At 68.4% G+C, this 11,473-nt stretch carries 9 protein-coding genes and 1 tRNA gene; 8 read left to right on the forward strand and 2 right to left on the reverse strand.

The window, feature by feature from the left end:
- The first annotated feature begins 342 nt into the window (after nt 1–342).
- From ABC304_RS09845 to ABC304_RS09860, 4 genes are all read left to right on the forward strand, one after another.
- Nucleotides 343–1,425, forward strand: coding sequence for a LacI family DNA-binding transcriptional regulator (locus tag ABC304_RS09845; RefSeq protein WP_412930431.1), 1,083 nt, complete (start codon nt 343–345; stop codon nt 1,423–1,425).
- A 245-nt stretch (nt 1,426–1,670) separates the two neighbouring features.
- Entirely contained in the window at nt 1,671–2,987 is a 1,317-nt protein-coding gene (locus ABC304_RS09850; protein ID WP_412930432.1) for an MFS transporter, read from the forward strand.
- 41 nt (nt 2,988–3,028) lie between these two features.
- The gene (locus ABC304_RS09855) at nt 3,029–3,826 is read left to right on the forward strand and encodes an alpha/beta hydrolase family protein (RefSeq protein WP_412930433.1); all 798 of its coding nucleotides are present in this window, start codon (nt 3,029–3,031) and stop codon (nt 3,824–3,826) included.
- Nucleotides 3,823–5,064: a GDSL-type esterase/lipase family protein gene (locus tag ABC304_RS09860; RefSeq protein WP_412930434.1), complete on the forward strand. Its 1,242-nt coding sequence runs from the start codon at nt 3,823–3,825 to the stop codon at nt 5,062–5,064. Before ABC304_RS09855 ends, ABC304_RS09860 begins: the two co-directional genes overlap by 4 nt.
- A 309-nt stretch (nt 5,065–5,373) precedes the next feature.
- On the opposite strand, the gene ABC304_RS09865 is transcribed toward ABC304_RS09860, so the two are convergent.
- A complete protein-coding gene (locus ABC304_RS09865) occupies nt 5,374–8,076 on the reverse strand; it encodes a hypothetical protein (RefSeq protein ID WP_412930435.1) in 2,703 nt (900 codons plus the stop codon).
- A gap of 151 nt (nt 8,077–8,227) precedes the next feature.
- On the opposite strand from ABC304_RS09865, the gene ABC304_RS09870 reads away from it, so the two are divergent.
- The 4 genes from ABC304_RS09870 (at nt 8,228) to ABC304_RS09885 (ending at nt 9,938) form a co-directional block, all read left to right on the forward strand.
- Nucleotides 8,228–8,419 (forward strand): hypothetical protein, encoded by a 192-nt coding sequence (locus ABC304_RS09870; protein WP_412930436.1) that lies wholly within the window; start codon nt 8,228–8,230, stop codon nt 8,417–8,419.
- Nucleotides 8,412–9,356, forward strand: coding sequence for an AraC family transcriptional regulator (locus tag ABC304_RS09875; protein ID WP_412930437.1), 945 nt, complete (start codon nt 8,412–8,414; stop codon nt 9,354–9,356). The genes ABC304_RS09870 and ABC304_RS09875 overlap by 8 nt, the downstream gene beginning before the upstream one ends.
- Nucleotides 9,357–9,477: 121 nt before the next feature.
- Complete coding sequence (locus tag ABC304_RS09880) at nt 9,478–9,807, forward strand: DUF7882 family protein (RefSeq protein WP_412930438.1); 330 nt, start codon at nt 9,478–9,480, stop codon at nt 9,805–9,807.
- Nucleotides 9,808–9,866: 59 nt separating this feature from the next.
- Nucleotides 9,867–9,938 (forward strand) — tRNA-Arg (locus ABC304_RS09885).
- A gap of 210 nt (nt 9,939–10,148) precedes the next feature.
- Here ABC304_RS09885 and ABC304_RS09890 read toward each other — a convergent pair.
- Nucleotides 10,149–11,288: a site-specific integrase gene (locus ABC304_RS09890; protein ID WP_412930439.1), complete on the reverse strand. Its 1,140-nt coding sequence runs from the start codon at nt 11,286–11,288 to the stop codon at nt 10,149–10,151.
- Nucleotides 11,289–11,473: the final 185 nt, after the last annotated feature.

Consider the following 11,473-nt stretch of genomic DNA (forward strand, 5'->3'; position numbering starts at 1 on the left):
TCCGCTGGGTGACACGCGTTTCGACTCGCTTCGCTCGCTCAACGACCGACCCCCGCTCGTTGAGCGACGAGCGCAGCGACGAGACGAAACGCCACCGACACGCGTTTCGACTCGCTCCGCTCGCTCAACGACCGACCCCCGCTCGTTGAGCGAGGAGCGCAGCGACGAGTCGAAACGCCACGTCACTCACGCGTTTCGACTCGCTTCGCTCGCTCAACGACCGAACCGGCCCGCTCAGTGAGCGAGGAGCGCAGCGACGAGACGAAACGCCACCACTCCAGGTCGGAACGCACCGAGCGCTCCCCGGCCACGACACGTCTTCGCCGTAGGGTGGGTCACGACATGGCCAGGGATGCGGGGGACCGCGCCGGTTCGACCGGCAAGCGGGTGACGCTCACTCAGGTCGCCGAGCGCGCCGGAGTGTCCGTCTCGGCGGTGTCCTTCGTGATGAACGGCCGAACCGATCAGCGCCTCTCAAGCGAGACGCAGGAGAAGGTGCGGCGGGCCGCCGCCGACCTCGGCTATCGGCCGAACCGCATGGCGCGCGCTCTGCGCACGGGACAGTCCGGCACTGTCGCGTTCGTGTCCGACTTCGTCAGCAGCACGTCCTTCGCCAACACGATGGTCCGCGGTGCCATCACCGAGCTGCGCGAGCGCGACCAGCTGCTCTTCGCCGTCGACACGCAGGGCGATGCGGAGCTGGAGAAGCGACTGCTGCAGAACCTCCTCGACCGCCAGGTCGACGGCGTGATTTACGCCTCGATGTTCACGCGGCAGCTCTCCGTCCCCCCGGTGCTTCGGCAGCTCCCGTACGTCCTTCTCAATTGCATCGATGACCCGTTAAGCGCCCCGGCGGTCGTGCCCGACGAGGTCGAGGCCGGTCGCACCGCGGCCCGCTTGCTGCTGGATGCCGGCCATGGCGACCGCGTTGTCTTCGTGGGCACCTTCCGCCGGGGTCAGGTCGGCGGCGCCGCGTGGCACGGGTGGGCGCCTATCGCCCTCACCGATCGCCTGTCCGGCATTCGCGCCGAGATGTCGGATGCCGGCCGGAGCCTGGCTGCGACCGTAGATGTCGAGGTCGATTGGGACATCGAGCACGGCCGCGAGGCGGTCGGCCGATTGATCGCGGAGGGTCCGTTGCCGACCGCCCTTGTCTGCGTCAATGACGCCGTCGCGCTCGGGGCCGTTCAGGCCCTGCACGCCGCGGGTCACCGAGTACCGGAGGACGTGTCGATCGTCTCTTTCGACGGCAGCGTCCTGACGGACGTCGGCGAGCCGTCCATCACCTCCGTTGCTCTCCCACACGCCGAGCTGGGCGCGATCGCCGTCCGCCTCCTCCGGGACGACACGGCGGCACCGGGGGAGACGCGCGTGTCGATGCCCGTCAAGCCAGGCCACTCGATCACGGCACCGCGCGCCGACTGATGTCGTCGCGCCCATAACGGCGCACGCCGTCACCGCGCCGCGCACCGGCTGAGGTCCTACCGCCGCTCAGCGACCCACCCCGCGACGGGCTCACCGCGGCGTGCCCACACCCGTTTTCCCGGCAACCAAGGAGCATCACCGTAAAACCCTTGTACTCCTCAACGTTTAGCTATAACGTTTTAGCACGCACTCCAATGCGCCTCTCTGCACTGCCGCAGCCACCCGAATTCGAAGGAGAATCAGGCATGACGAACACAACCACCTCTCGCACCCCCCACGCCTGGTGGGTGGGATTCGTCTGCGGAATGGCGACGTTCGTCGACGCCGCCGCCACGACCGGCGTGGGCATCGCGCTGGTGCTCTTCCAGTCGATGGCTCCCGGAGCGCCGGGCCTCACCATCGATCAGGTCGGCCTGCTCACCGGCATCCTCACCGCCGGCGTGGCGATCGGCTCGCTCGTCGGAGGACGACTCGGCGACCGCTTCGGCCGCCGTTCGGTGTTCCTTGTCACGATGACACTCATCGTCATCGGCTCGCTCACGCCGTTCCTCGGCGTGTCCTTCGCGGCACTGCTCCCCGGAATAGCCCTGATCGGGCTGGGCGTCGGTGCCGACCTCCCCGTCGCGCTGGCGACGATCTCCGAGGCGGCGACCGATCGCAACCGTGGCAAGATCCTCGTCTTCTCCAACCTCCTCGGCGGCTTCGGCATCCTCCTCTCGGTGCTGATCGGCATCAATTTCGGCGCCCTCGGCCCGGTCGGCGGCCAGATCATGTTCGGAGCCTTCGGCGCGGTCGGGCTCGTCGTACTGCTGCTCCGCCTCACCATCCCCGAGTCCGCCCTGTGGCGGCTCGCTCGCGCAGAGCGCCGCGAGGGCGCGCAGACCGTGCGAGCGCAGCGCACCCGCATCCGCGACTTCGGGCGCGCCCCGTTCCGCCGGCCCTTCGTGACCCTGCTCGTCTACTACACGCTGGCGTCGCTCGCTATCAGCGTCGCGGGCAGCTTCGGCACCTTCGTCGCCGTGAACGTCGCCGGAATCCCTGTCAACGAGTACCAGGGCTGGACGATTCTGGCCATGCCGGCCGCGATCTTCGGTGCCATCTGGTTCATGTCGGTCGCCGACACGCGCTTCCGCATGTCGTACTTCATCGCCGGTGCCATCGCCGTCGCCCTCGCCAATCTCATCCCCGTCGTCTTCGGCTTCACGCTGCCCGCGCTGATCGCGTCGGTCGTGATCACCACCTTCGCCGGTGCGTTCTGCTTCGAAACGATCATGAAGGTGTGGACGCAGGAATCGTTCCCGACGATGCTGCGCTCCACCGCCCAGGGCACGATCTACTTCGTCGCCCGCCTCGCGACGGCCGGGCTCAACATCGTCACCCCGGCGCTCCTGGTCCTCAACCCCAGCGCTGTCTACGTCGGTGTCTCGGTTCTCGCCGCGGCGGGCTTCCTCGTCGGCTGGATCGGCTTCCGCCGGAACGTCCGCAATCAGTTCGATGTCGAGAGCCAGCCAGCGACGGAGGCCACCCCGATCGCCGCCGGCGCTCCCGCTACCGCGCACTGATCGCGCCGCAGCATCCGATTCCACGACTCGAAAGCGAACCCATGGCACACATCGACATCCGACCGTTTGAGACGAAGATAGGGGGCAGGGTGCTGCGCGGCACTCTTTACGGAGTGGATGCTGAGGCCCCGCGTCCGACGGTGGTGCTGTTCCACGGGTTCGGCGGGTCGCGCGTGGAGACGACCGGAGTCTTCGTGCAGCTGGCACGCGCGCTGGCCGACGCCGGGCTCGCTGTGCTCGCCTATGACCGCGCCGGCCACGGTGAGAGCGACGGCGAGTTCTTCGACACGACCGCATCGGGCGACATCCGAGATGCGCTTCGCATTCTCGACATCGTCCGCGGCATCCCGGGGGTCGACGGCGACGACCTGCACCTCGTGGGTATGAGCCTGGGCGCGGTGGTCGCTTCCGTCGTCGCGGCCGAATCGGATGCCGCAGTTCGATCGCTCACCATGTGGTCGAGCGCCGCCGTCTTCGTCGACGACATCCGCAGCGGGCAGATTCAGGGCCGATCGCTGGACACGCTCGACACCGACGGGTGGTTCGACTTCCTCGGAATGCGCATGGGACCGGCGATGCGCGAGGACGCTCTCACCTTCGACGCCTACGGCCGTGCCGCCGCCTATAAAGGACCGGTGCTGCTTCTCCACGGCAGTGAGGACTTCGTGCCGGTCTCCTACGCCCAGCGCTACGCGAACGACGACGTCTTCGGCGACCGCGCCGAGGTCGTCGTGGTCGAGGGCGCAGATCACGGGTGGGCGCAGCTGCCCCAGCGCGACCTGCTCATCGCGCGGACCACCCGCTTCGTCGTGTCGCACACCCGAGGAGGTCGCTCGTGAACACCCCCGTCGCCACCGCCCCGTCTCGCCCGGCGCTGGGTGAGGTCGTCCAGCTGCCCGGTGGCAGCGTGCGCGTCCAAGGACATCTCGAGCTCGTGGCCGAGCCGCTGGGCGGCGGTGTCACGGGCATCCGTCCCGTGCGTCTGCCCCGGTCCGCGCGCGAGCACTTTCCCCGCAAGGGGTACACGCTTGCGGCGATCACGGATAACGCTGCCGGTGTCCGTCTCGTGTTCGAGACGGACGCGACGAGCGTCCGGCTGCGGACGCGCACGACCCAGCTCTTCTTCGAGGAGCTTCCGGGCCCGCGGAACGCCTATGTCGCTCGCATCGACGGAGCGGATGCTGCGCAGGCACCGGCTCCGGTGGACGCGGTGCTGCGACTGACGTTCGCAGGCGATGCCGCAGAGACCCGCGTGGTCCAGCCGTCTTCCGTGGTGATCCTCGGCGATCTGCCGTCCGGATCGAAGACCGTGACAGTCTGGCTGCCGCAGGGGATGATCGTCGACCTGATTGATGTCGAGGCGGATGCTCCCATCGTCGCTGCCACGCCGCCGGCTCTTCCGGTGTGGGTGCATCACGGCAGTTCCATCAGTCACTGCGTCGAGACGCCCCTGCCGACCGGGGCCTGGCCGGTCGTCGCGGCCGACCTCGCAGGTCTCGACCTCATCAATCTGGGCTTCGGCGGACAGTGCATGCTCGACCCATTCGTGGCCGACGCGATCGCTCGCGCGCCCGCCGACGTCATCTCGATCAAGGTCGGCGTGAACATCGTCGGCGCACGGGCGATGGACCAGCGCACCTTCGGCCCGGCACTGCACGGGTTCCTGGATCGAATCCGTGTCGGTCACCCCGACACGCCCGTTGTGCTGGCGTCGTCGATCCTCTGGCCGGGCAGCGAAGACACGCCGGGGCCGGCGGACGTCAAATTCCTTCCGGACGGGGGAGTTCGCTGCTTCACCGCGGGTGATGTGGCCGATGTGGCACGCGGGGCGCTCACCCTCAGCGAGTCCCGCGAGCTCGTCGAAGACGTGGTGCGGCGACGCGCGGCGAGCGGCGAGGCGATCTCCTACGTGGACGGACACGCGCTCTATGGCCCCGCCGACACAGCGGAGTTCGTTCTGCCGGACAGCCTGCACCCCGACGCGACGCTCTATGCCGAGATGGGGCGTCGCTTCCACGCGGCGGTGTTCGCCGAGGGTGGGCTCGTCCCGAGCTCCAGCCTCGGGGCTGCGGACTGAGGCGTTTCGACTCGCTTCGCTCGCTCAACGACCGATCCGACCCCGCTCTTTGAGGGAAGAGCGCAGCGACGAGACGAAACGCCCCGGCCCCCGCTCGTTGAGCGAGGAGCGCAGCGACGAGACGAAACGCCACCGGCACGCGTTTCGACTCGCTTCGCTCGCTCAACGACCGAGCCTCCCGCTCGTTGAGCGAGGAGCGCAGCGACGAGACGAAACGCCCGGACACCCGCGTTTCGACTCGCTCCGCTCGCTCAACGACCGACCCCTAGCTCAACGCCCGAGCCGCCGCTCAACGACCGGCGGCGAACCTCACCGGACGAAGGAGTAGCGGATTTCTACCTGGATCTCCGTCATCCCCGACAGGTCGATGCCGGCGTTCTCGCGGGTGCCGACGACCGACACGCCCCACTCGCCGCCGACGCCGCGGCCCCAGAACCGCAGCGACAGCGGCGCGGTCAGCGGCACGTCCGCAATCGCGTCGTTCTCGGCGGTGAGCCGGGTGAACTGCGCGCGCCGCGTGCTGATCTGCGGCTCGAGCAGCTGCACGTCGATCTCACCGTTCTGCCGCCTCTGCGAGTACGCCCCGCCGTGCCGCACCTCGCAGGAGATGCCCCCGCTGGGGTGGTCAGCCCCGACGAGCGCCAGGCGCACGCTGCGCGTCTTGGCGTCGGCACGTCCGGTCGGGATGGCTGCAGCATCCACCTCGAAAGTGAGACGCCCCGTCGACAGCAGCGACTGGAACTCGGGATCGCCCACACGGAAGATCCGGGTCAGCACGTCCTGGTCGTGGCGCTGCTGGAAGTAGGCGAGGTAGTCCTGCTGGATGCCGATCGGCTGGAGCATGCGACCCCAGGATGCCGTCAGCAGGCCGGCCAGCTCGGTGTGGGTGATCGCGTTCTCGGAGTAGCGCTGCCAGACCTCGGGGCTGAGCATGCCGGCGTCGAGCGCGATGTTCTTCGCCTGAGGCTCGAGGGTGAGGATCTCGACCGCGCGCGCCGCGCGGAAGGCCATGCTGTTGAGCGCATCTGCGCTCGCGCCCGCGATGCTGATGGCGAGCAGTCCGACCTTGCGCACCGCGGCCGCGTCGAGCTGCACGCCGTCGGCGAGGGCTCCCGCCTGCTGCACGAGCTCCGCGGCGCGGGCCGCCTGCGAGCGCGACGCGGCGATCCGCTGGTCGGCGAGCGCCACGCGATTCTGCGCGATGAGCAGCTGGTGGGCGAGCTCTGCGCCACGGCGCACGAGCGCGATCTGCTCGGCGTTGTCGGCTCCCGGCGGGGTGGTCAGGTTCTGCACCAGGGTGACGAAGTTGACGATCGTCTTGCCGGCGCCGATGACGGCGTCGACGCTCTTGCCCACCTTCTTGTAGGCGTCCTCGACCTGCTTCGTGTCGGCGGGCGTTCCCGCCAGCAGCGCCTTCGCGATCGGCTCGGCCTGCGCCGTCACCGTGCTGACGAGACTCACCATCGCTGGCACCGCGGCGACCAGGCTCGCCCCGAGCGTCGGGATCGCCGCGATGACACCGGCGACGGCTCCCGCCACGGCCGCGACCGTGCCGATGATGTCGCCGAAGCTGAACGGCGTGTCCTTCATCTTCGCCATCGCATCCTTGATGTCGGCGGTCGCCTGGTCGAGCTGCTGCTGGACGAACTCCGCCTCCTTCGCGGCGATGTCCTTCTCCGACATGCCGATGCTCAGGTCCTTCTCGAACCGGTCGCGGGCGAGGTCGACCGCCTTCTGCTGCTCGCGCACCATTCCGGCGAGCGCCTCCTTCGTGCTCGCCTGGAGCACGTCGTCGATGCCCGAGAAGAGGAACGCGGATGCCAGGGGTGCGAAGCCCTGGAAGGCATCGATGTACGTCTGGAAGTCGGGCAGGATGTCGAGCTGCGGTGACAGACCGACCGCGTTCGCCCCGCCGCCGACCCACGCGCGCGCACCGTCGGCGCCGTCGCGGGGGACGCCGACCAGCTGGTCGCGCAGCTGCAGGGCGACGCCGTTGTCAGGCTGCAGCTCGAGGCCGCGCTGCAATTCGAGCGCGGCCAGCTCTCCGGCATCTCCGGGCTCGGAAGCGCTCGGGTTGAAGCGGTGATAGTGCCAGGCGCCCATCGCGATGCGGAACGGCGCCCAGTAGTTGGCCCACGACGGTCCGGTCGAGTCGAGCAGCGGGCGCAGGCCGGCGACGAAGTCCTCCTCCGATACGGTCGTGCGCGCGATCGCGCCTTCGGCGCCCCACGAGCCGGCGCTGCCGTCCTGACCGGGGGATGCTGCGGCCTCGCTCAGCGCACCGTCCGGGCCGGCGGCACCGCCGAAGCCGCCGCCGCCCGGCGCGCCGCCGGCGACCGCGAACACCGGCTCAGTGTCGTCCGACATCGACGTCAGCACGATCGTGCCGCCGTTCCCGCCCGAGCCGCCGTTGCCTCCCCAGCCGCCGTTGCCGCCGGGAGTCCCCGGGATGATCTGCTCGGGGATCACGACCTCCTCGAACTCGAAGTCGTACGGGTCGCCGGGAGTGAGGTCGCGCAGCTCGGTGTGCTCGGCGATCGCCGCTCCGCTCGCGCCGGCGGTGCCGTTGCCGCCGCTGCCGCCGTTCGAGGCGGCTCCGCCCGCGGTCGACACGCTGACGTTCGCCGTGCGGCGCGCGTAGATGGTGACGCTCTGTCCGTCGCCGCCGTTCCGCCCGTTGGCGCCGCCCTGACCCGACGAGCCGCCGGCGATCGGGCGGCCGTCCTTGGAGTACATCTGCGACATCGGCAGCGAGAAGCCATCGGGCCCGGGCGCACCGTCGGCGCCGCCGGCATCGCCGGATGCATCGATCGTGAAGCCGGCGCCGTCGAACACGTCGGCGACGATGACAAGGGGACACTTCGTGATCCGCAGGTTCTGCACGAGACGCACCTCCCGCGCGAGGAGGAAAACCGGTCCGTCGCCTCCATACGTCCTGCAGATCCGCTCCACCTCCGCATCGACGACGATCAGGTCTCGGATGAGGGGCGAGGTGTAGACGAGGTCGGACATGACGTTCCTTTGCCTGGGAGCGAGGTATCGGTCGTGAGCCAGGAGGACGAGCCGCCGCCGGTGATACACGCCGCCCCGGGGATGGCGCAGCATCCGCTCTTCTGCGTCGCCCGATGACGTCTCGACGAGAACCGCGATTTATGCTGGAGGAGTGCCGCAGCCCGCTGACCCGCTCGACCATTTCCGGGTGGAGACGCAGGAGGAGCGCGCGCTGCGAGCGTTGGAAGCCATCAAGAACGGCGGCGACGTGACCGCCGAAGCGTTCCGGCTCTCCAACGAGTTCACTGACCGTCACACCGCCCGCCTCGCCGACTGGATGCGAACGCTCTTGCGTCGTGGCTGAGGTCCTGCGCCTCCACGCCACAGGTGCGCAGGCGGTGGAGGAGACCTGGCGGAAGTTCGTGCCTTCGGCGCGCCTGCAGCGTGTGGATCCGCGCACGTTCTCGTTCTCGTGGGCGTCGGCCTCGATGCCCGGTTTCTCGCTCGTCGGGTACGAGCTCACCGCGACCGTGCACTCGGAGGTCGTGCCGTCCGACCAGCTTATGGCCTGCCGCGTCGACACCCCCGACGGACGCGTCTGGTCGACCCGCAAGAACCTCGACGCTGCGCAGCCGTGGCTCTTCGCCGACCGTCCGATCGCGGCGACGTGGAACGGCGCCGCCCAGGTGCGCGCTTTCGTCTTCGATCGGGATGCTGCGGCCACCACCGCACGCACACTGACTGGCGATGACCGGCTCGTGCTGCGCGTCGACGACCCAGAGGTGCGCAGCGGAGCGTGGGCGGCGCACTGGGAGAACACCTACCGGTACGTGCGCTCGAGTCTTGCGACGGCCGCAGCGACCGAGGGGGAGACGTCGCTCGTGGAGGCCGAGCTGCGCAGGACGGCGCTCGTCTCGACGCTCATGGCCTTCTCGACCTCGTTCCTGCACGCCGGGGACCACGTCGCGCAGACCCGTGCCGCGCCCGTCGCGGTCCGGCGCGCTGTCGCGTTCATCACCGACAACGCGGACGCGCCGATCACCGTCGACGACGTCGCGCAGGCTGCCGGTATCTCGACGCGCGGGCTGCAGCTCGCCTTCCGTCGCGCCCTGGGGATGACGCCGACCGCCTACCTCCGCAAGGTACGGCTGTCGGGTGCGCACGACGAGCTGGCCGCGCGTCCGGGAGTCCCTGTGCGGGATGTCGCCCTGCGGTGGGGCTTCGCCGACGCGTCGCGCTTCGCGAAGTACTACCGCGAGGAGTATGGACGAAATCCCCAGGTCACCGCGCGCGGCGTCTGACGCGCGGGGGTGGTCGCGTTGACTACTTCGCTTTCTGCATAGTGATTGCGCTCAGCGCACCTTTCCGCGGCGCGTGGCGCAGCATCCAGGCACGCTGGTTCTTCCACCAGGAAGGACGGGCATGGGCAGGTTCGTGTACGACGGATCCACACGGGTCGAGATCGAAGACCGCACCCTCATGCACCTGCAGATCGTCATCGGCAACAAACTGCGCCGCAGCGAGCCGTTCTACTTCACCTGGGCCGACGACATCAGCACCGGGGGAGGGCGCACGACCGTCTGGGTGCACGGCGGCGCGTCGCTGCAGTTCAAGTTCCACGGCAGCCGCGTGCCGCAGATCAACCCGAGATGGGTCGAGGCGCTGCTCATGACCGCGAACTCCGCGTCGGGTCTCGTCATGGTCCGCGAACCCGCGAACGGCACAACCGCTTCCGACGCTGCCGAGAGCTGAGTTCTTCGGGCGGATGCTGCGGGCTCGGCTCTCCGGTCGCCGGTAGACTCGACGCGCCAGCCTCTGTAGCTCAATGGAAGAGCAGTTCCGTCCTAAGGAAACGGTTGGGGGTTCGAGTCCCTCCAGGGGCACAGTCGTTTTTTGCTTCTGACCATGGATTCCTTCTGTGGTCAGACCACAGAAATCGCGTTTTTGCCCGTTTTTTGCCCGCATTTCTTAAGCTTTGGACGCGCCGACACGCCACTTCAAAGCCCTTCGTTCGGCGTCCTAGAACGCCAAACTGAAGCGTTTCACACGGGATACTGCCCCGCCGAGAAGGTAAGCAATCTGCTCTCTGCTGCCTACTGCAGTCGTTGCGGCCGGGCGTACCGGGTCTGCCGACCCGACGGCAGCGCCACCAACGGCATCTGCTCATTCAGTCGCGTCGCGACTTCGTCCAGATCGTCCTCGAAGAGATCGGCGTACGTGTCCAGCGTCATCGCCGCCGATGCGTGCCCGAGCATCCGCTGCACAGCCTTCACATTTGCTCCCGAGCTGATCGCGAGGGACGCCGCGGTGTGACGGAGGTCATGCGGAGTGAGCCGCGGAATCGATGGGTCGATTTCCTGCGCCCGCCGGACCGCATTCGCGAACCATCCCTTGTCGCCCGAGTTGCGCATGTGATTGAACCCGTCGCCGAACAGCAAACCCTCGGGGCCTTTGCCGGCGCATGCCTGCTCGATCATCGGGGCGAGGCGCGCGGGGTAGGGCACCGAACGGCGTTCCTGCGTCTTGGGTGTGCCGACGTGGATCTCGTAGGCGATCATGACCGCGTTCTCCTCGATCACGAAGCGCCGCCGCAGTCGGTTCACGCTGCGCACCCGCAACCCCGTCGCCTCACCCCAGCGCAGACCGCAGTAGGCGAGTGTGAGGACGAGCGTCGGATGTGCCGAGCACGCGGCCAGCGTCGCCACCTGGTCATGTGTGAGGTAGATGCGTCGCTTGCCCGGCCCGTGCCGCGGGAGATTGCGCACATTGCGGGCCGGATTGCTTGCAAGGCGCCGATCATCGATCGCCACGTCGAGAATGCCGGCCAGAATCCCCAGCGCGCGAAGCACAACCGTCCGCGACTTCCGCGTCGCGAGATCGGACACCCAATCCTGGACTTCAGAGCGCCGGATCGACGAGATCTCTCGGTCGGCCCAGACAGGAGCGACATGGTTGTTCCAGGCCCGCTCCAGTGTCATGTAGTAGGAGGGCTTCGACATCGGCGGCTGCTTGGATCGCAACCAGCTATCTGCGAACATCCGCACCGGAACCCGGGAGGACGACGGGTCGATGTAATCACCCTTCGACTTCGACACCGTGACCATGGACAGATACAACTTCGCCTCGCGCATCGTCGTGAAGCCGCGCTTCTCCGCCTCGCTGCGATCCGGCTTGCGATAGCGCACGCGGTAGCGGCGGCCCTTCGCCGTCTCGTACGGGGTGATGTAGCCCATCTCGACCTCCCCTCGTGCCGGCTCGACGGTCAGTATTGAGACAGTGTCGGACAGTAGACCGGCGTCGTCAACGCGGTCGATGAGAGACGTGGACAAATGAAGAGGGATGTCGATAACTGGTGTTGGAGCAAGAGGCGTGCCTCCCTCCGACGACGAGAGTGTAGCGATCGAGCGCGCCTCCGTTC

It is taken from the genome of Microbacterium jepli (genome assembly GCF_047237905.1).
Lineage (GTDB): Bacteria > Actinomycetota > Actinomycetes > Actinomycetales > Microbacteriaceae > Microbacterium.

Excerpts from the sequence above, each read along its gene's own strand:
- ABC304_RS09855 (WP_412930433.1), top strand. The coding sequence starts at position 3,029 with ATGGCACACATCGACATCCGACCGTTTGAGACGAAGATAGGGGGCAGG.
- ABC304_RS09865 (WP_412930435.1), bottom strand. The coding sequence starts at position 8,076 with ATGTCCGACCTCGTCTACACCTCGCCCCTCATCCGAGACCTGATCGTC.
- ABC304_RS09845 (WP_412930431.1), top strand. The coding sequence starts at position 343 with ATGGCCAGGGATGCGGGGGACCGCGCCGGTTCGACCGGCAAGCGGGTG.
- ABC304_RS09890 (WP_412930439.1), bottom strand. The coding sequence starts at position 11,288 with ATGGGCTACATCACCCCGTACGAGACGGCGAAGGGCCGCCGCTACCGC.
- ABC304_RS09880 (WP_412930438.1), top strand. The coding sequence starts at position 9,478 with ATGGGCAGGTTCGTGTACGACGGATCCACACGGGTCGAGATCGAAGAC.
- ABC304_RS09850 (WP_412930432.1), top strand. The coding sequence starts at position 1,671 with ATGACGAACACAACCACCTCTCGCACCCCCCACGCCTGGTGGGTGGGA.